This is a genomic window from Spirosoma harenae, from assembly GCF_054776975.1.
In genome coordinates this window covers 401,901-424,025 of the sequence record NZ_BAAHBD010000010.1, presented here as the reverse complement: position 1 = coordinate 424,025, position 22,125 = coordinate 401,901, and the positions used below count along the sequence as shown (strand labels likewise).

The 22,125-nt window shown below is 46.5% G+C and carries 10 protein-coding genes; 4 read left to right on the top strand and 6 right to left on the bottom strand.

Translation table 11 applies throughout. The features are described from left to right. Positions 1 to 137 precede the first annotated feature (137 nt). Positions 138 to 1,121, top strand: coding sequence for a lipid A-modifier LpxR family protein (locus tag ACYVE4_RS15725; protein WP_461041112.1), 984 nt, complete (start codon positions 138 to 140; stop codon positions 1,119 to 1,121). Between the two features lie 63 nt (positions 1,122 to 1,184). On the opposite strand, the gene ACYVE4_RS15720 is transcribed toward ACYVE4_RS15725, so the two are convergent. From ACYVE4_RS15720 to ACYVE4_RS15710, 3 genes are all read right to left on the bottom strand, one after another. After that, on the bottom strand, positions 1,185 to 4,586 hold the full coding sequence (locus tag ACYVE4_RS15720) for a VCBS repeat-containing protein (RefSeq protein WP_461041111.1): 3,402 nt from the start codon (positions 4,584 to 4,586) through the stop codon (positions 1,185 to 1,187). A 95-nt stretch (positions 4,587 to 4,681) separates the two neighbouring features. Then, positions 4,682 to 6,532, bottom strand: coding sequence for a RagB/SusD family nutrient uptake outer membrane protein (locus ACYVE4_RS15715; RefSeq protein WP_461041110.1), 1,851 nt, complete (start codon positions 6,530 to 6,532; stop codon positions 4,682 to 4,684). A gap of 20 nt (positions 6,533 to 6,552) precedes the next feature. After that, positions 6,553 to 9,864 (bottom strand): SusC/RagA family TonB-linked outer membrane protein, encoded by a 3,312-nt coding sequence (locus ACYVE4_RS15710; RefSeq protein ID WP_461041109.1) that lies wholly within the window; start codon positions 9,862 to 9,864, stop codon positions 6,553 to 6,555. Positions 9,865 to 10,388: 524 nt separating this feature from the next. On the opposite strand from ACYVE4_RS15710, the gene ACYVE4_RS15705 reads away from it, so the two are divergent. Further along, a complete protein-coding gene (locus ACYVE4_RS15705) occupies positions 10,389 to 14,624 on the top strand; it encodes a hybrid sensor histidine kinase/response regulator (RefSeq protein ID WP_461041108.1) in 4,236 nt (1,411 codons plus the stop codon). 483 nt (positions 14,625 to 15,107) lie between these two features. Here the strand turns inward: ACYVE4_RS15705 and ACYVE4_RS15700 are convergent, their stop codons facing one another. Continuing rightward, positions 15,108 to 15,416, bottom strand: a complete 309-nt coding sequence (locus ACYVE4_RS15700) for a hypothetical protein (protein WP_461041107.1) — start codon at positions 15,414 to 15,416, stop codon at positions 15,108 to 15,110. Between the two features lie 290 nt (positions 15,417 to 15,706). On the opposite strand from ACYVE4_RS15700, the gene ACYVE4_RS15695 reads away from it, so the two are divergent. Further along, the gene (locus ACYVE4_RS15695) at positions 15,707 to 18,277 is read left to right on the top strand and encodes a TonB-dependent receptor (RefSeq protein WP_461041106.1); all 2,571 of its coding nucleotides are present in this window, start codon (positions 15,707 to 15,709) and stop codon (positions 18,275 to 18,277) included. 111 nt (positions 18,278 to 18,388) lie between these two features. Then, positions 18,389 to 19,102, top strand: a complete 714-nt coding sequence (locus tag ACYVE4_RS15690; protein ID WP_461041105.1) for a LolA family protein — start codon at positions 18,389 to 18,391, stop codon at positions 19,100 to 19,102. A 100-nt stretch (positions 19,103 to 19,202) separates the two neighbouring features. Here ACYVE4_RS15690 and ACYVE4_RS15685 read toward each other — a convergent pair whose 3' ends face one another. Together ACYVE4_RS15685 and ACYVE4_RS15680 are read right to left on the bottom strand one after the other, a co-directional pair. Next, positions 19,203 to 19,565, bottom strand: a complete 363-nt coding sequence (locus ACYVE4_RS15685; RefSeq protein ID WP_461041104.1) for a hypothetical protein — start codon at positions 19,563 to 19,565, stop codon at positions 19,203 to 19,205. 355 nt (positions 19,566 to 19,920) lie between these two features. Beyond that, positions 19,921 to 22,095 (bottom strand): xanthine dehydrogenase family protein molybdopterin-binding subunit, encoded by a 2,175-nt coding sequence (locus ACYVE4_RS15680; protein ID WP_461041103.1) that lies wholly within the window; start codon positions 22,093 to 22,095, stop codon positions 19,921 to 19,923. Between the last annotated feature and the right edge of the window lie 30 nt (positions 22,096 to 22,125).

Here is a 22,125-nt window from a genome sequence, read left to right as displayed (position 1 = left end):
AGCAAGCTACGCTTTCATCGGGCAATACCTAAATGGACTTTAGGCGAAGCCGCTTGTTCGTGTCTTGAACCGTAAAAAAGAGTGATAAACTGGATCGTCGAAGAGTAGTGATTATTAGTACAGTTGTTTACAAGCGTATGCCTTCTTTCTATATTCGGTTGTTGAGTTGCTTACTTTTGGGTTCCTATACCTATCATGGCTATAGCCAACAACATCCGTATGAACTGAAGATAACCTCTGAAAACGATAATTATTGTCTTCGATTTCACGATGGCTATTATACAAATGGCTTGTTTCTGACGGTCAACTATTTGCCGGATCGATTCAATAAATCGCTTCTAGAGACGGATAAGCTCACGAAAGTTACGTCGTTCTATCGCCTTGGGCAGATGATCTTTACCCCTGGATCGATTTCGCCAACGGTTACCCGCGATTTGATGGATCGGCCTTACACCGGATATCTTTTTCTGGAAAAGGGACTAACGTTTTTTTACCGAAAAGGCCATGTGCTGAAAACGACACTGGCAGCTGGTACCATCGGAAAGAATTCACTGGCTGAGCAATCGCAGCGCCTGATCCACAAAACGTTCGACCTGATACCGCCTACAGGTTGGAATTATCAGATACACAATGAAATTGGTATTAATGCACAAGGGCAATACTGGCACGAACTTATTCCGAACACCTGGCGTAAATCGTGGCTTGATGTGCATAGTACCACGCAGATAGCGGTTGGTAATACATTCACCAATGCATCAGCAGGACTTCTGTTTCAGGTCGGTCTTTTTGCTAAACCCGATCAGTCTTCTTTATACGATGCCCGAATCAGTCGAGGGAATTTGCAAGCGCAAAAAGCTACAGAGTTTTATATCTTCTGGCAACCGAGCTATCAGTATCAACTTTATAATGCAACCGTGCAGGGTGGGCTTTTCAGTAATAATACAGGTGCTATTTTATCGCCAATCAGGCACTGGGGCTATCGGCACGACATCGGTTTCGTTTTCTCGCAGCCTCGTTTGACCTTACAAATTGTCTATTCATTCAAACAGCGGGAAGCGGCAACGATGCGGCAGGATGAGCAATATGTTGGGCTAACAGCAGCGTACCGATTTGGAAAATGAGTGAGATTACTCCTGGTACATCTAAAAGGTCTCCGAGACCTTTTAGATGTAGTTCGTTCACTATTATTTGGTGGATTTCGCTAGCTGATAAGCCCGAACAGATTGTTGATTAATGCCAAAAACAAGGGTATTGCCAATGGGCAATACGGATCGTACATCGCCTACCAACTGGAAGCCAGATTTTGACTGAGGGAGTGCTGTGAAATTTCCTTTACCGTCTCCCTGTAGTAAAAGTCCGTAATTGGCGTCAGCTCGTCCGAAACGCAACCGAACCTGCGAGGTATTACCGCATAACAGCAAATCTTTATGACCATCCTGATTGTAATCGAGCGAAGTGATTGTAAAAACGGGCGAAATCTGGGCAGCTAATGGTAAGGCTTTTTCAACCAGTTTCCCGCCAGTTGAACTGGCGAAATAGGTTGTTTTTAACTCGTTAGCGGTCAGTTTTGGAACGTCCTTTAATTCTTCAGCTGTGAATACATCGGTTAATGTAGCGTTGGAGTACTTGTCGTAATTCGTGAAGCGATGGCGCAGCATACCGAGCTGATCCAGCAGTTCGTCGCGGGTGGCGTGGGGATAGCTTTTCCCCTGCACATACAGGCACAAAATGGGATCAATTTTGCCGTTTTTATCGAAGTCCTTATAGAGCAACTCTGCGGGTTCGGTATCGCTGGCTCGACATTGGGTATTTAAGCCCTGATTACCAACAACCAGATCAGGCCGACCATCACCATTGAGATCATCGACCATTAATTTATTCCACCAACCCTGGTACGATTTCTCGAAATACATTTTCGTCTGATCAGCTAATTGATTTCCCGACCAACTCAACACCGTAATAGGCATCCACTCTCCGACGAGTACCAATTCAGCTTTTTTATCAGCATTCAAATCGACCCAGGCGGCATCCGTGACCATGCCAATAGTTGAAAGCGTTGGGGCAAGTTTGGCCGTTTGATTGGTGAAATGTCCTTTCCCGTCATTGATGAGCAAATAGCTTTGGGGGGCTTCGGGATATCGACCCGGAACTACTCGTCCACCAACGAATAGATCGAGCTTGCCATCGCCGTTGATGTCAGATGCTCGAACGCAACTTTTGCTGCTCAGCATAACGGGCAGTGCATTTGGCGTTTTCGTGAAATTACCCTTTCCATCGTTCAGGTACAATCGATCCTGTAAGCGCGGATCATCGGGCTGTCTATCGCCGTAGCCACCACTGCACACGTATAAATCTGGCGAACCGTCGGCATTGGCGTCGAAGAAAATCGCATCTGTATCAATGCTTTCTTTATCCGCGATAAACGCTGGTTGCGATTGCGGTTTGAATTGATTACCAGCTTGCTGGATAAACAAACTACCTGCCTGGCCACTGCTGCCGCCAACAAATACATCCTCGCGACCATCGCCATTGACGTCGGCTTTTGCCATGCATGGCCCATTGAACGACTGCGCGTTGACTAACAGAATCTGACGTTTAAAATCATTGACTCGGTTAATCGGATCGGTATAACGAATTGGCGAAGCAACTTCCTGAAAGAGTGGGGCAGGGGAGATTGCTAGTCGGTTCGTAGCCTTTGCCTCTTTTTCCTGAATGGTCAGAAGTTGATCCGCTTTTATGCCTGTCAGACGCTGTTGTTTGCCGGTTGGCCAGGTGATAAGCAGCGAGTCAATACTCGAAGTAGTTCCTAAACCAAAATGCAACCGGGGCGACATACTCGACTGATAACCCCGTGTGGGCATCTGTTCGATATACTGCTGTCTGCCAGCCTGGTATAATGTAATTTTTGTGCCAACTCCCTGCGTATTGGCACCTGCACCTACAAGTTTTATGGATAAGTAATGATGCTGACGTTCTTTGTTCGCTTCATTCTGAAAAATGAAGGCAGGTATATTGGTGTTATTGACAATTAAATCCAGATCACCATCATTGTCGAGGTCGGCATAGGCGGCTCCTGTGCTGTTAGACGTTTGTGATAGACCCCAGGCGGCTCCGACATTGGCAAACGTAACTTCGCCCGATGCATCACCACCCCGGTTCCGAAACATATAATTCATCACGTTCGATGACGGGATTTTATGCACCAGTTCCAGCACATCTTCGCGACTGAAATTTGCCGGGCGATTTTGCATATAATCCGTCATGAACTTCAGGAAGTCCTGATTGGTATAGTCCCGGACGTAGCCGTTTGTCACATATAGATCTTTCCATCCATCGTTATCATAATCCGCCAGCAACGGCGACCAACTCCAATCCGTATTTGAAACACCCGCTAACTGACCGACTTCGGAGAAGAAAGGGGCAGAGGTTTGTGAACTCTTTTGTCCTTTGCCCTCTGCCCAGCGTCCATTGCCTTCGTTCAACTGTAGCATATTCCGCATGTGTTGGTAATAGAAGCCCGATTCGACAGCGAGGTTAAACTTTTCGTAGTTGTCGGGAGCCATGAGCAGCTTCTGCCGCCGATTGTCTTCCGGTAACATATCCAGTGTCAGAATATCGGGAAGAGCATCGTTGTTTACATCGGCAACATCGTTGCCCATCGAGAAATGGGAGGTATGCCGGACTCCGGCTTTTAATTGATTCGTGAAGGTGCCGTTCTGGTTGTTGATGTAGAGATAATCTGGAATTGTGTAATCGTTGGAAATGTAAAAGTCAGGCCATCCGTCATTATTTAAGTCAGAAATGCCGAGACCTAGTCCATAGCTAAGCACCGAACTGCTTAAGCCTGCTTTTGCGGTAACGTCTTCAAAATGAGAACCAGTATTGTTCAAGAGCCGGACGCCGATTTCTGGATTGCTTTGTTTTAGTAAAGCCGCCGTTGGGCCGGGATCAAGAACGGGTAAGAGTCGGGGATTATGGTTCAGTAGGAATAAATCGAGATCGCCATCGCGGTCGTAGTCGAAAAACGTGCCTTGAGTTGTTTGACCAGGTCGATCTAATCCCCATTGTGCGGTTTGTTCAGAAAAATGAGGAATTCCCTGAGCATCTGGCCCATCGTTGATAAATAATTGTGGTATTCGTTTGTATAGAGGTAAACTGCCCGAATAACAAAGAAATATATCCAGCCGACCATCTCCATTGACGTCTGCCATCGATACGCCTGTTTTCCAGGGACCTTCGCGACCGGCAACGCCCGCCGTAGCCGTTACGTCCGTAAATTTCATCTGTCCTTTATTCAGGTACAGTTGATTCGGAACCATGTTGCCGCTGAAGTAAACGTCGTCCAGCCCATCGCCATTCAAATCACCTACTGCCACACCTCCGCCATTGTAGAAGTATTCGTACATCAATACATTGGTATTCAGCCCTTCCGTCAGATTATTGGAGAAGGTAATGCCGGTTTGTTCAGGAGTCAGCGACGTAAAGAGGGGAGGGCCATCAGCCGCTTTTTCGCTGGAATCCGAACCTGTGCAACCAACGATAAAAACAGCAATGAAAATGAAAAAGAAACAAAGAATCGTTTTCACGTACGGTGGGTTTTAGGAGAATGATCGTATAAAATTAAACCAAAAATGCCAGCACCCGTAAGCGCTGGCATTTTCAGGCATAATTGGAGCGTAACTTAATATCCTGGGTTTTGTATCAACTTATTGTTCCGGTTGATTTCGTCCCGGCTGATTGGCAGGAAGTAGATTTTGTCGTTCCACTTCCGGTTTTCCTTACCCGTTCCCAAGTCCTGTACACTATACGTATAAGTGTAGTTATCCTTGCTGTACTTATAAGTGGTGACGGACTTGCCCGGTTTGAGTTTTCCAGTGATAACAACAATCTGGGCTTGTTTGCCTAAAGCAACCGGGGCAGTCATCCATCGTCGAACATCGTAGAAACGTTGATCCTCAAACAGCATTTCGACATTCCGTTCGTTCTGATAGCGCGTCATCAGTGCCGTTCCTGTTTCGGTCATGGCTGGCATACCCGCCCGGAATCGTACTCGGTTGATCCAGGTTTTTGCTTCCGCTTCCTGACCCAGCGCCATGCAGGCTTCTGCATAGTTCAATACAACTTCCGTGAAGCGAATCTGAATAGAAGGAACTTCCTGACGAATATTCATGTCAACCAGCGTTGGGTCTGGGTCCATAAATTTCCGAATCGCGTAACCCGTCCAGGTGCCATTCCAGTTCTCGATGGTGCTATTGCGCGTATCCAGACCAGCGAAGGGCGTAACTGTTCCCCCGCCCGTTCCGGTTTCGTAGAAGCCGGTTTGAATCTGACCAGCTGGATCGATACCTGCGCCATCGGGCGTACGAGGTTTCCATTGTGCACCATCGTACAGAATAGACATGTAGAAGCGAGGGTCACGATTTTCGTACGGTGCTGCCGCATGCGTTGGGTTCTTCCAGTCGAACTTTGTACCATCCATCATCTCGTAGCTATCTACTAACTGCTGCGTTGGTTCGCTGGAGGTCCAGCCATGGTAGCCGTTCGGCATGTTGTTGCGTGGATACCACGAACCCCAGTCATCGAACGAAGCGCGGATGTAATATTTGAGGAAAATACCATCAGCTTCTCCTCCATTCCGGGACAGCGACAGATTGAGATAATTCTGTTGACCTTCGGCGGCTGTAACGGGGGCAGTCAGGTTCAGTTTGTAGCCATACTGATTCAGATCCATCACCGCTTTCGCTGCGTCTTTTGCTTTTTGCCAACGGGCTGTTCGATCACCACTGACATATCCCAACAGTTCGGGATTCGAGAAGCTAGCGATTACTGTCGATTTAGTCTTTGCCGTTGGGATATCATGCAAATCACTAGCAGCATATAACAATACCCGAGCTTTTAGCGCCAGCGCGGCTCCCTGTGTAGCCCGACCAGCTGCCAGCGTTTTTCCTTTTAGCAATATCGCAGCCGAATCCAGGTCACTCACAATGGCGTTTACGCATTCCTCATACGTGTTACGAGCAACTGTGAATTCAGCTTCGTTTAGCGTATATGGATTCTTGATGATAGGAATTCCACCATAGTAACGCAACAACTGATTATAGAAATAACCCCGCATGAAATACATTTCCCCTTTCATCCGATCGGCCATTGTTGCATTGTCGAACTTGGGCTTTTGCAGGTTTGCCAGCGCAATGTTAGCCGCCCGAATCCGAGCATACATTTGACCCCACTCCATGGTGTTTTTAATCGTTCCTAAATTGGATGGGCTTACGTTTGCTTCGTTAACATCCTGCTTACCAAAGCTGTACAGCGCATTGTCGGTCTGGCAGTCAAAACTCATCTGATCCAGAACACCATCCCGAAGGCCATTGTAAACATCTGTTACGAACGCTTCTGACAGCGCAACATCAGACCAGACAGCCTCACCAGACACCTTGTCCAGCGGTTTTGTGTTCAGAAAATCTGTATTACAACCTACCATCGCTACCCCTAAAAACAGGCCGAACGACAGGCATTTTAGCATATAATTCATAGTATACTGATTGTTCGTTATTAGAAACTAAGTGACAAACCTGTGTTAATAATCCGCGCTTGAGGGTAATACTGGCCATTCGTCGAGTTCGACGATGCACTAGCACCGCTTGTCGATTCAGGATCGAGTATGCCTTTCATAGCGGGCGAGAAGGTCGCTAGGTTCAATCCGTTTACATATACCCGTAAGTTGCTGAGACCGATCTTGTTGGCAATGGTTGCTGGCAGGGTATAACCTAACTCAACGTTTTTCAGACGAACATAATCGGTGCTTTTGAGCCAGTAGGTCGTTCCGTTCGAGAAGTACTGGTTCGAGCGGTCAACAATCCGAGGATCTACTGTGCTTGGATTATCAACTGTCCAACGGTGATCATAATTGTATTTCAGGAAGTTACCAATCGTTCCCGATTCCGTTTGCAGGAAGATCTGTCCACCGGTCGAAGCCTGAATCAGCACCGTGAAGTCGAAGCCTTTCCAGCGCAGATTTCCATTGATACCACCCTGGAAACGAGGCTGGTTATTCCGATCGGCCCGTACCCGGTCTTGTGCATCGATTTTACCATTTCCGTCGATATCCTTCAGGCGCATATCGCCAGGACGTAGCAAGCTGGCACCTACTCCGCTATAATCGACTTTATTGGCATCGATTTCAGCTTGTGTAGAGAAAATTCCGTCGTATTGGTACATCAGCGTACCGTTGGCCTGGTTCGGGTCGTTTACGTTACTCGGAATTGGTTTGCCCGTTGACCGTTGCCATTCAGGAGCACCTGGTGTTTCATCCCAGAAGGTAATTTCGTTTTTCGCATAACCACCGTTTACACTTACGGTATACTTGAAATCACCAGACTGGCCGTTGTAGCCAACATTAAATTCAAAGCCACGGTTGGTTACTTTACCAATGTTGGTTGCTGGCAATGTAGCACCAGTGGTTTGCGGAATGGATGCGCTCTTACGCCATAAGATGTTCGACCGTTTGTTCTGGAACACATCGAATTCGAAGAACACCTTGCCATTCAGCAGCGAACCTTCCAGACCCAAGTCAGCGTTGTTGGCTACTTCCCATGTCAGGGTAGTGTTTGGAACACCGTTTTCATAAAGTGTCTGAGCCACCTGATTACCAACTACATAACCCCAGTTAGAGTTGACTACGTCGCCATATGCATAGGTTGGCAGGTAATCGTACTCGCGAAGTGCGTCGTTGAAATAGACCTGGTCGTTACCCAGCTGTCCCCACGAAGCCCGCAGTTTGAGCGAACTAACAACAGGTAGTGCTTTCTTGAAGAAACCTTCTTCAGAAATACGCCAGCCTGCAGAAATACCTGGGAAGAAGCCCCATCGGCTATTGGCTGGGAACATGTAGGAACCATCGTACCGCCATAAGAATTCAGCCAGGTATTTTTCTTTGAAGTTATAACCTGCCCGGCCAAAGTAGCTCATCCGAGCCCGTTCCCAGGCCGAAGTTGTGTTACTGTTCTTTTCGGCACTACCACCAGCAAATAACTGGTCGATGGCTGTCGACGCGAAATATTTCCGATAACCAGAGAAACCGGCTGAGTTCGACTGCTCTTTCGTAATACCAGCCAGCAGTGTTACAGCATGAGCTCCGCCAAATGTGTGATCGTATGATAGAATACCTGACAACAGTGAGTTGAACTGATCGTTCGTGTACTGATTAAGCGTTGCCTGAGCCGGACCTTTAGCTACTTTTTGCAGAATAGGCTGCTTGTTAGCATCGTAGGATGTGTAATCCCAGCTATAGACATACCAGGGGGTTTGCCAGGTTTTGCCCTGCTGAATGTATTTATCGAGCGCAACGCTACCGCTAAATTTCAGACCTGGTACCCAAGGGTTCGTGATGTTAATACTGGCATTGCTTTGTACATAGTACCGTGTGTCACGGTCGTATCCCGTTGCGTTAGTCGTTACAAGAACGGGCTGCTGACCATTTTCGATGTCAGGAGCGGGTAAGCCATTGGGCCAGAAAGCAGGCTTGTTAGGGTAACCGCGCATCAGCATCCGGAAAATGGCACCTGCACCAACCGTTGGGAAGAAGCGGTTTTCCTGACGACCAACTACACCGATAACCGTATTGATATACTTACTAACCTTCGCATCCAGATTTAGGCGGAAATCATACTGCTTATAGCCCGTTGCTGAATTTTTGTAATACGCATCCTGACTCTGATAGTTAACAGAGGTTAAATATTTGATATTCTCACCACCACCCACTAACTGAAGCGTGTGCCGTGACTGTGGAGACCAAGGCTTCAACGCGTCTGCGAACCAATCCGTACTTGGATATTTCCAGGGATCAGAACCGTCCTGATACTTTTTGATTTCGTCAGGTGTGAAAGCTGCTTTGGCAACAGCCCCGTTGTCTGGGCGAGTGTAGCTTCCCGTTGTATTGAACGCTGCGTTGGCATCTTTCCAGTATTGTGCAGGCAGGTTATACACGTTGATTTCGTTGTTCAACTGAGCATATTCAGCCGCCGATGCCATTTTAGGAATGACCGTTGGTTGAGCAAAACCCTGGTTGAAATTGTACGAAATTTCAGGTTTGCCAGTCTTTCCTCGTTTGGTCGTTACCAGAATAACGCCATTAGCAGCCCGAGAACCATAGATCGCAGCCGATGCGTCTTTCAGGACAGAGATACTTTCGATATCCGCCGGATTCAGTCGGTCGATACCCCCGGCACGAGCAGGAACACCGTCGATAACGATCAGCGCATCGTTATTACCCAGTGTGTTCGAACCCCGAATACGAATGGCCGAGCCATCATAGCCTGGTTCGCCACTACGGTTGGTTGCAATAACGCCCGGCATCCGGCCAGCAATCGAGTTGGTCAGGTTTACGGCTGGTGATTTCACCAGATCCTGTCCTTTAACTGTGGCTACAGACCCTGTTACCGTTTCTTTCTTTTGTTCGCCATATCCAACGACCACCACTTCGTTCAGCATTTTGTCATCAGAAGCCAGCGTCAGGTTAATCTCAGTACGATTGTTCAGGGGTATTTCCTGAGTCGTAAAACCAATGTAAGAAAATACAAGGGTAGCGGTTTTGCTGGGCACGTTCAAGTTGTAACCGCCATCAGCCGAGGAAACAGTACCGGTCGTTGTTCCTTTGACCACAATACTTACACCTGGCAATCCGATACCCTGCGCATCAATTACTTTTCCAGAGACTCTCGTTTGTTGCGCAAAGGCAGCCGTCGAAGCAAATAGACTGATTAAAAACAGGTAGCATAACGTCGACCTCAGCCATAGCGACGTATTCGTTTCATAGGTACTTCTCCCATGCCAGAAGACCGTTCGGCGTGTACAGGGTTTTTGCATAAATTTTAGCTTAAAGAATTAGATTGGTAAAACGATTAATACGATGGATAGGAAACTGCCTTTATTCTCAAATCAAACTTATGTTACTATTATCATAACAGATTTGATTTTTCGGTAACTATAATTCTTGCTAGAATGACCTGTTATTCTTACTTACGCGAGCCTTGATATCTATGTGTTCGAATGGAGATGAGCGTATATTAATCACGTCTGATTTTATCCAACTAAGTTTATTTTGCCCGATAAAGTATCGTATTGCAAAAATATGTTGGTAAAACACAATTAGTAAGGGGCAAATTGTTCAAAATAGGGGGGTAAATTGACCACTTCTTTTGCTTATTGACGAGAAATGGAGGTTTCGGGCAGCTGATTGGATTCCCTTATTCTAATTAATTTAATCTCCAAAAATTAGTATTTTTCACTTTATAGTTTAAAACTTGTAGGTAAGGTTATCCCAACGGCAAGCCCAACTGATCAGGTTCGAGTACAGTTTGTATCTTCCCACATATAGGCCATTCCCATAGATGATGAAAGCACGTATTTTTACTCTGCTTACCTCGGCCACTTTTTTCTGCTTTAGTCTGGCAGGATACGCTCAAAAAGACCTGAGTTCTTTTCGGTTCGAGCATTTAACTGTCAACGACGGATTGTCACATAGTGACGCAATGGCCGTTGCTCAGGACCAGGAGGGATTTATCTGGATCGCGACCAATAAAGGGGTCAATCGCTACGATGGGTATGAAATAAAACATTACATATTACCCATCGACAATGAAAATGGATTGTCGAACAATCGAGTACGATCGCTGCATGTAACCGTTCAAGGGATTATCTGGGCAGGGACAGAAGGGGGAGGGCTTAATGTGTACAACCCCAATCGGGATCAGTTTGTGCGCGTAAACGGTAGCCAGTTAAATGCCAATGGCCGATCCCTGTTGCATGCCCTGGCCCGGACAGAAATAACAGCAATCGTCAGTAGTCGGCAGGGACTGATTTGGGTATCTACAAGACAGCAAGGCTTGTTTGTCCTTCAATCTAGTCGGGAGGGCGTGATCCAATCCATAAAACAGGTAAAACTGGCAATTCCGTCGGGTACTACGCCCGATATCCGGGATCTGATAATTGATCCCTTCGAAAATGTGTGGATAGCTACCTATAGTGAAGGTCTATTTGTGATACCTGCCAGTCAGCCGGAAGCGGTCGCAAAACTGGCTAATACCTTCGATAAAGCGCCTATTCTAGCTTTAGCTATTGATCAGGAGGCAGGTTTGTGGGTAGGGACCAATCGCCAAGTTGCCTGGATTTCAGATAGTAAATTGCGGGCAAGGCAGGCGCATGATCCATATATACTACCTCAAACATTCCGTAGTATTGGTTGTCTGCATCGGGATTCGTTTGGGCATTTATGGATAGGGACTGACTTTGGCCTGTCGATGGTTCCAGTGCAACTGTCGGCTGGTGGGTCCCCTGCCATTTCAGGAGAGATGACGACTTATTGGCCATTGGATGCCGATCCGTTTAGCATTAACTCAGGGCGCGTTCACTGCATTTTAGAAGATCGTTTTCAGGTGTTGTGGCTGGCTGCATCAGCGGGTGGACTTAACAAAATTGATCTCCGCCAGAAACCATTTGGTCATCTTTGTCGACAATTGAGCCAGCAGCCTACACTTTCCAATAATTACATCAACTCAGTTTACAAGGAAGAAGCGAAAGGGATACTCTGGATCGCGACACGAAACGGTATTTCCAGTTATGATCTGGCCCGGAAAAAATACCAGAATTACTTTAGTCGGGAGTTGCCCGGTAATGTAACGGGAATGGATGTAGCTTCCATCTTTCAAGATAGTGATGGGACAATCTGGTTTGGTAGTCGCTATGATGGCCTGATTTCGCTTCGTCGACAAAATGGGCAAAATGTCTTCAAAACCTATCCTGAACACGATGGCTTATTCAGAAATCTGGAATGTATTCTTGAAGATAAATTCGGAACGCTTTGGCTCAGTTCGTTTAGTAATGGGTTGACACGCATGAGCCGGGATGGCCGCGTATTGGCTACGTACACAACTGATAATAGCCGATTACCAACTGATCAGTTTACGTTTTTGCTTTATGATAAAGACTCGGATGTGCTTTGGGCCAGCACCCGAGATGCAGGCGTACTCAAACTTCGGATCTCGGCTGATCGATTGGAAATACTGAATCAGTTCAAACACGATCCCCACAATACAGCCAGTTTACGAGTCAATTATGCCTGGCCTTTGACAAAAGATCGCTGGGGAACGTTGTGGGTAGGAACTATTGGGGGCGGGTTGCATCAGATCAAGCGAACCAAAGATGGCCGCGAAATCATTCAACGGTGTAGCTGGCTGCCCGACAGCGATGTCGAGAGTATTCTGCAGGATGATAAGGGGAATTTGTGGCTAGGTAGCGAAGGACTTGTTCGGGTTCAGCCGAAGACGCATCATGTATTACGGTATAATATCGTCGACGGATTACAAAGCAATTCGTTCAAGATTGGAGCCGCTTGCCGATCCAGCGATGGAACGCTCTATTTCGGTGGTATTAACGGGATTACCTACTTACAGCCTCGTTTGATTCAGGCGAATCCGTACCCGCCTTTTGTTCGCATTACAGGGTTGTCGATTTCGAACCAGCCAATCGGTGTTGGTCAGTTGGTCAATGGGCGTGTGCTTATTCAGGAGCCACTGAATAAGCCTCAATCGCTTCGAATTAAAGCCACTGAAAACGATTTCTCCATTTCATTTGTCGGTTTGAATTTTGCCAACCCGAAGAAACACCGATATATGTATCAACTGGTTGGATATAATGATAACTGGGTTCAGCTGGCACCCGGTCAGCGAATGGCCAATTTTGCAAACCTGCCCGCTGGAAATTATACGTTTCAGGTGAAAGCCGAAAATGGAGAAGGCCAATGGACACATCATCCAGCTACACTTCGACTTAGCATTCTGCCCCCCTGGTGGAAAACCTGGTGGGCCTATGCCTTATATACAGTACTTTTTGGCGGGGCCCTGCTGTTGGCACGACGTATTCTGTTGCAACAACAGGCCCTGAAAAACAAGATTGCGTTTGAGCATTTTCAATATGAGAAAGAAAAAGAACTTAGTGAGCTAAAACTGGAGTTTTTTACCAACGTATCGCATGAATTGCGCACACCATTGACGCTGATTCTGGGCCCGATGGAAGAGTTGGCAGCCTCGGCCTGGAAGTTTTCCAGTATGAAAGACAAAGTTCTGCTGGTACATCAACAAACTCGTCGATTGTTATCGCTGATCAATCAGTTGCTGGATTTTCGAAAAATGGAATCGCAGCATATTCCACTTCATGCCGTAAAAAGCGACGCTGGTTCATTCCTGACGGAGTTGTTTCTAATGTTCAAGCTAAAAGCTGAAGAACAACATATTCACTATACGATCCATACGCTTCCCGAACCCATAATGCTCTACTTCGACCGAAGTAAACTAGAAGTCGCTATCATTAATGTGTTGTCGAACGCGCTTAAATATACGCCTGCTGATCGCGGTGTTCAGTTGCGCGTTTCTGTAGTGGGCGATCCAGGGCAGCCAGCCTGTTTTCAACAGCATAAGCTTGTGAATAACTTTCTGGAAATCACTGTACGAGATGAAGGGGTTGGAATAAGACCAGACGATTTGAGTCGTGTATTTGATGTCTATTATCAAGCCACCCGTACCGAAACCATGCGGGTTGTTGGTACGGGAATTGGATTATCGCTGGTGAAACAATTCATTGAACGGCATGGAGGAGAGGTGGCTATTGCAAGCCAGGTTGATCAGGGAACGACATTTACGATTCGGATGCCGTTCGGAAAGGAACATTTGCCTGCTTCTGATCTGGCTGAAGAAGCATCGATTGCTACGCTGCTGAAAGAGTCAGAAGTGTATATTGACACACTTGCGGAGCTATCGCCCGTAACGGCGCTTGTTCCAACGACCCTGCGCTTACTAGTTGTTGAAGATAATAGCGAAGTGAGGCACTACATCAACCATTTGTTTGCCGCTAAATTCGAGGTCTATACCGCTGTAGATGGGATTGATGGCTGGGAGAAAGCTATGGAAATCCTACCAGACGTGATCATCAGCGATATTATGATGCCTCGCAGTGATGGACTCGAGCTTTGTAAGAAGATTAAACAGCATCCGAAAACGCTGCATATTCCCGTCGTTCTACTAACGGCTCGGGTAGCGGTCGTGCATGAAATTGAAGGATTGGAAACAGGAGCCGACGAGTATATTAGCAAACCGTTCAACCCGGATTTGCTCATTGCCAAGGTGAACACGCTGGTGTATAATCGACTAAAACTTCGCCAGTACTACCAGCAGAAAATCTTGCTCGAACCTACGCAGGTATTGATTCCTGATGCGGATAAAGCCTTTCTGGAAACAGCCATGACCATCGTAGAAACAAACATGACTGAGCCTGAATTTTCCGTTCAGGAGTTGGTGAAAGAAATGGCCATGAGTCGATCGGTATTCTATCGACGGATTAAAAGCATTACGGGACATTCGGCTGTCGAATTTATTAATGATGTGCGGATGAAACGAGCCGCCCAATTGCTCACCACCAGTCAATTGCGTGTATCGGAAGTATGCGCGCTGGTGGGGCTTGAAGATGTGAAGTATTTCCGAAAAGCTTTCCAGCAGGTGCATGGCCTATCGCCTTCTGATTACGCCCGGAAGCATCGACTTGAACGGGAGATGCAGGAAGTGGAGGTTGGCTGACAAAAGACTACTTGAAAAATCACACTGTAAAATAAAAGCCCCGCTAGTGATAGACGGGGCTTTTTAATCTATAATACGGTGGTCTATGGGTCGGCATTGTAAACGCAGAAGTAAAAATAGCGAAAAGTCGCTTCCACAATTTGCATTGACATCTTCTCTTATTTAGTGGTACAAGTCAACAGTCTACTAAGATTGGTCGCTAGGCAGTAATATAAACGATTGCTTACAGTTTAGTAAATGAACAATGTAGTCTGTATCGTTTTGCCTGATTGGCGCTAATAAAAGAGAAAAGCCCTGCTTATGAAGAAGCTAGGGCTGGGAATTAATGGCAGGATGAGCAGAAAACCTGCTTCGAAGATAAGTGGTTTTGTTTAAGAATACTTGTCCTACATGTTAATGATTTTAGTAAAATTATCTTGTGGATATAACAAGCCAACGTCCCATTTACTGCTTTTTCATCTCATCTAACTCATTTCCTAATTCTTACTCCGAAGTAGCTGGGGCCATATAAATCATAGCCATGGGTATAAGTTTTCCGTTTTTACTGCGAAACTGAGCTAGGATAGGGGTCTTTGCTACTCGATAGTTGATTGCCTGAATAGGAGGATTCAGCAAGGTAAGCATATGCTCTGTACCCGATTGATATTGCGGACCAAAGGCAGTATCAAAATCAATCCAGGTATCAGGAGCAAGCAAAGATTGTGGATACGCTGGTTCAAAATTGTCGTCCAGCATGACTCGAAGTAGTACTTCGGGTTTTAATAAGGTTGGATGGTGTTTTTGAGTATTCATATAGCTGATGTTGAGTTAATTGTAATAACATATTGTCCGTCAAAATGTTATACCGACAAATAGATGCTCGGGAGCTTCGTCAGGGATGGAGCGATTTTGCTGGTAAAACGAAGCTTAATGGCTGTAATATCTCCATCAGACAGGCTAATTGGCGGAAACAGTCATAAAACCCCTCCCCAATTCATTCGTCAGCAATAAACCCCTATCCATCCGTCCGAATCTGTACTTCATCCATTTTCGTTTTCAGACTTTCTGAATAGGTATGACCTTTGTAAAGTCAGAATAAATATATGAAAACGAACATCTCCCTACTTACACTTCTTCTTATTGGCAGTTTGCTAACAACCGCTCAGGCTCAGTTCCCAATGGGTGGTGGTTCAGCCCAGCCCAAAGCGTTGCCAGGTACCGCTGGTGATCAAAGCCCAAAAGGCAGCGCGAAAATCACGGGCTCCGTTGTCGATTCAACCCAGGCGAAAGCGGTTGAATTTGCTAGTATCGCACTCTACAATAAAGCAACCGGAAAAGCCGTGGATGGTACGGTGGCCGATGAAAAAGGAAAATTTACCTTATCCAAACTGGTTGCAGGTAATTACGACGTGCTGGTTAGTTTCGTTGGGTTTCGGAACAAGACCATCAGTAACATAACGCTGGCTAATGGACAATCGCTGGATTTGGGCACAATCAAACTACCCGCCAATGTGAAAACGCTGGAGGAGGTAACGGTTGTTGGTCAGGCCGCACTGATCGAAGAAAAGGTTGACCGGCTGGTTTATAATGCTGAAAAAGACATTACAGCGAAAGGTGGTGATGCAACCGATATTCTGCGCAAAGTGCCGATGCTTACCGTTGACCTGGATGGTAATGTATCGTTACGTGGTAGCCAGAATATCCGGGTACTGATCAATAACAAACCATCTACGATTGTAGCCAGCAGTGTTGCCGATGCGTTGAAGCAAATTCCTGCTGATCAGATCAAAACCGTTGAAGTAATTACCAGTCCTTCCGCAAAATATGATGCTGAAGGCTCGGGCGGGATTATCAACATCATTACGAAAAAGAACAGCCTGCAAGGACTAAACCTGAATATTGATTCGGGCGTCGGTAACCGGGGGTCGATGCTGTCATTAAATGGAAATTACCGAAAAGGTAAGGCTGGCTTTACGCTGGGTGGCTTTGGTCGGGCAATGTACAACACCATTACGAAAACCAATCTGGATCAAACCAGTCAGGTAGGTAATGTAACGACGCTAACTCGCCAGAGTGGTGATGGGCATAGCTCAGGATTGTTCGGTCAATATAATTTAGGTTTCGATTACGATCTGGCTAAGAACCAGAGCCTAACGGCGGGTGTACGTTATGGTGTACGTAACTTTTTGAGCCAACAAGATCTGGTTACGCAACTGTTTAACAACGGTACGCTTAATTCAACGACCAATCGGAATGTGGATGCCAAAAACCTGTCAGGTACGATCGATGCCAACATTGATTACCTGCATACGTTTAAGCCTCAGCAGGAATGGAGCATTTCGACCCTGTACAGCCGGAATGACCTGACCAACAACTTTGATGCTGATATACTAAATGGTACAGGTGCGTTGACTTCCCGTCAACGAAACCTGAATAAAAACGTCAACCAGGAGTTCACGCTGCAAACGGATTATCAGACGCCGATCAAGAAAAATCAGTTATTGGAGTTTGGTGGTAAAGCCATCTTCCGCGAAGTGAACAGTGATTATAGTTATCTGGTAGCTGGTCCATCGGGGCAGTTTACGACCGAAAGAAACAATACACTGGGTGAACTCACGTATCATCAGAATATTGCTGCCGCTTATTCGTCGTATACCTATACCACTAAAAATCGGTATACGCTTAAAGGTGGTTTGCGCTACGAACATACCTTTATCGATGCAAGCACTCGTGAAGGTGGTAGCCTGGGGGTTGGTGATTATGGTGTATTGGTTCCGAGTATCAATGCCTCGAAAACCGTTAAAGGAACGACCTTTAAATTAGGCTTTAACCGTCGGATTCAGCGGCCTGGTTTACAGCAGTTGAACCCGAACTTCAATGCCGCTAACCCACAGAACATTACCAAAGGAAACCCGACCCTGAGCCCTGAATTGACGAATAACGCTGAACTGGGTATTAGTAAAACCATCGGCAAAACATTCATCAATGCGACATTCTTTGGTCGGATCACTAATAACGCGATTACGCAGATTAGCCAGCCATCCGATTCGATTCCGGGTGCTATCGTCACTACGTATCAGAACATTGGTCGCCAACATGCGTATGGTACCAACTTATTCGCCAACGTGGCTGCTACCTCAAAGATTAACATCGGTATCTTTTTGAATGCCTTCTATACGGATTTGACTGGCCAGGCGATGGGCGTCAACGGAGTTTCGGTTGAGACGAGCAATAGTGGTATGAATATCAGCGGTGGAACGTTCATGAACGCTACCTTTAAGAATGGCTGGGGCGCTCAGGCATTCGGATTTATGCAGGGGTCGCAGGTTCAGTTGCAAGGTCGGCAAGGTGGATTTGGTTTCTATACGATAGGTGTTAAGAAGGAATTCGCCAATAAAAAAGCTAGTCTGGGTTTAGCTGCTGAAAACTTCCTGAGCAATCGGTTTAACATTCACACGGTGCTGAACTCGCCACTATTCAGTCAGGTGAACGATGTCTACCTCTATAACCGTGGTGTGCGTCTGACGTTTACGCTCAAAATTGGTAAGATGACGATGGATGCTCCTCGTAAGAAAGCGAAATCGGTCAACAACGATGACGTGAAATCGGATGGTAACGGACAAGGCAATGGTGGCGGTGGAGCCCCAAGCGGTGGAGGAACACCTCGTCAGTAATTCATTTTAATCGTCAATAATGTCTTAACTTAGTCGTGAACTGTTGGAGATCGGTAGGAGCTAAACCGCCGACAGTTCACTAAATTTTCAATACCTAAAACCAATTTCCAGATGAAAACCAACAAGTTTCTGGCCCTCGCCTTTGCCATTTCTCTTTCCGTTGGCGCACAGGCTCAAACCGTAGATGAAATCGTCGACAAACACGTAGCTGCACTGGGCGGGATGGATAAATTAAATGGTGTCAAAACCTTATATGTCGAACGGTCACTTTCTGTTAATGGTATGGCAATTCCGAGCAAATCGACGGTTCTCGTTGGGAAGGCCATGCGCACAGAATCGTCAGTTATGGGCAATTCCATGGTTCAGGTAGTTAACGGGACAACTGGCTGGATGATCCGTCCGGCGATGATGGGTGGAACGGGCGATCCTGAAGATATGCCTGCCGATCAGGTTAAACAGCAATTGGGTCAACTTGATCCTTTTGGAGCACTGGTGAATTACAAAGACAAAGGCAATAAAGTCGAACTGGTCGGTAAAGAGAAATCGGATGGTAAAGATGTGTACCACCTGAAAGTGACCACCAAAGAAGGCCAGACTATTGATGAATATCTGGATGCAACTACGTATCTGGTTAGTAAAGTTGGTTTGGCTATGAACGGGCAGACAGGCGAAATCTCTTTTTCAGATTATAAAGATAAGGATGGTATAAAGTTCGCTAATACGATGGAAATGAATTCGCCACAGGGCGCTCTGACGTTTTCCACAGAAAAGATTACCGTAAACGGCCCGGTCGATGAATCGATCTTCAAAAAACCAGCGAAATAATCAACGCGGTTAGTATTCTGACAGATCATAAATAAACAAAGCCCGGCAATTTGTCGGGCTTTGTCATGATTACTCCTAACCTATCTCGAATTCTATTTTTCTACTGCATGGCAATTGTGCGGCTGGTTTTTTCAACCGGCTTGGTTGCCAGGTTCAATTGCTTCACAATGCTGCCTTCGCTAGAGCGAACTTCCAATTCATACATACCATCTGCCAGTTCATCTACATTCAGTTTCACGGCATATTTCGTTTCTTTTTTGCCCAGGCTTTGCTGATAAAGCACTTCATTGGATTTGTTGCGCAGGATAACCTGTACAGGCATTTCAGCCGACTTTTGGACGGCTAACCGGATTTCGTGGTTGATCGTCACATAGGCGCTGGCATCGAAAGAAAGCGTTTTAGGAGTGGTAGGATTGAAGAGAGTAGAAGCGCTCAAAAGGACAGAGGCTGCAAGAGTGTTCATTAGTGCTAACATGATCGTAGTGTTGTTTAGTCTTTTTAAAGTTGTGTTGTTTACTGGTTGTTAATACTGATCCAAAGCCTGTGCCAACTTAGTTAAAATTCTGAAAATCAGGCAATTGTTAGTTGTGCCAATTTTCATCGTTGTCCGCAAGTGGACAGGTCTTGTTCAGATGCGGACAAAAGTAGGGCGAGTTTGGAATTGGTTGAAACTATAAATTGGCCAAGTGTAGAAATCACTGTATTAAGTGTGTAAAATCCTGCATAACTCGCAAGTGAGCTATGGCAAAACAAAACGGCTAATCTCCGGAGAACTGTTAATTCCCTGGAGATTAGCCATAAATAAGTAGAAGAGAAGCTTAAACAGCGTCTAACGTGAAGGGCATCTTTCGAAAACGCTTTCCTGTAGCGGCAAAAATGGCGTTGGCCAGGGCAGGAGCGAGAGCTGGTAAACCCGGCTCGCCAACCCCTTTTACTTTACCTCCTTCGGCCAGAATATGCACTTCGATCTCAGGTACTTCGTTGATGCGAACCAGCGGGTTATCATAAAAATTGCGTTGCATCACTTTCCCATTTTCCAGGGTAATACCGGGCTTGGTGGCTGCACCAATTCCCATGATAATAGCGCCATCGACCTGATTTCGTACATTATCAGGATTAACAACTTCACCTAGATCAATAACGGCAATTACTTTGTCGATTTTAACGGATTTATCTGGGCGATAGCTCACCTCCACAACCTGCGCACACAAACCAGCGAAAAATTCCCATTGGGCAACTCCCCTGGCTTTACCTTTCGGTAGTGGTTTGTCCCAGTCCGACACTTCCCTGAGTTTTCGCAATACACGTTGTACGTCGGAGGGTTTCGTGAGTATATCCAGCCGGAACGTCAAGGGATCTTTCTTGGCTTTGTAGGCTAGTTCGTCAATGAAACATTCATGAGCAAACGCTAACGTAGAACTGGTTACTGAACGCCAGGCACCCAGCGGAACGTGATAATCCGCTCGCACATACGAGGTTTTTAGGTTCGGAATTTCGTAAGCCTGTTCTCCAATGCCTTCCGCCATGATTGGGTCAACCTTAGTTTTGTCGAACGTAGTGTTGACCGATTCGAGGTACGAAGGACTGATGACCTTATGTTCAAAAGCGATCAGCTTACCGTCGTCGGATAAGCCGCCCTTCAGTTGCGAGAATGTCATCGGTCTGAACGGCCCTTGTAATGTGGTGTCTTCCCGAGTCCAGATCAGTTTGACAGGCTTATCAATTTGTTTGGCCAGATTTACCGCTTCGATAATATGGTCGATGTAGAGTCGTCGGCCGAAACCTCCACCAATAAATGTTGAGTGAAGCTTTATGTTTTCGGGAGCAAAACCGGTATGCTTATGTAGATCGTTAGGCCCGCTGCCGGTTACCGTACTGGCTACTTGGGTCGAAGTCCAGATTTCCACTTTATCACCCCGTACGTGAGCCACGCAGTTGATCGGTTCCAATGGATGATGCGCAACCATCGGCGTTTCATAAAAGGCTTCGATAGTATTTTGCGGAGACAAATTCAGCGTATCGACCGACCCAATGGTTTTATCAGGCAAACCCTCCGTTTTGGCCAGCGTACGCAACTGCGCTTCGTAATCAGTCGAATTGAACGTTTCAAACCCTTTTGTATCCCATTCGATAGTCAGTTTCTTACGTGCCTGCGTAACCGTCCAATAGGAATTGGCAATGACTGCTACGCCCTTGAAATGAAATCGGCCTACCACTCGTTCAACCTCAACTACCTTTTCTACACCAGGAATTTTAAGCGCCTGACTTGCGTCAAAACTTTTTACTGTTCCGCCGATTACCGGGCATCGTTCCACCATAGCGTATAGCATACCGGGAACCTCCACATCAATCCCGAACTCGGCTTTGCCACAGGTTTTCAGCGGCACGTCAGGACGCTTGCCCGACTTGCCTATAATCTTGAAATCGTTCCGATCTTTTAGTTTCGGTTCTTTGGGAATTTCTAGTGTTGACGCTTCCTGAGCCAACTCACCGTACGTAAACGCCCGCTTGGTTGGGCTATGAATCACCTTTCCCTTTTCAGCATAGCAACTAGCAACGTCAACACTCCAGCGATTGCTGGCCGTTTTGACCAGCATCTCCCGAGCCGCAGCGCCAACCTTACGTAATTCGGTGAAACTGGTTCGAATCGATGCACTGCCCCCAGCCCGTTGCATCGTACCCAATTCCTTTTCCCCGTTCGACTGTTTGATCGTTACCTGATCCAGCGTCACTTCCAGTTCTTCACAGATTAGCGCCGGGATTGACTGAAAAACTCCCTGTCCCATCTCCGGTTTGGTATTGAAGATGGGGATGGCCCCTGTTGAATCAATCCGAATGTAGGGCGTAAACTGCACAGGTTCAGCCAGCACATTCGCTGTTACCTGGAGCTTATCCGAAATTGCTTTCAATGAGGAGATTCCCAGCAGAAAGGCAGAGCCGGTCAAGCCAGCGTACTGAAGGAAATCCCGGCGGGAAAAAGGTTTGGATGTCATGGCATTTAGGAGAGCATTGGATAGCGAACG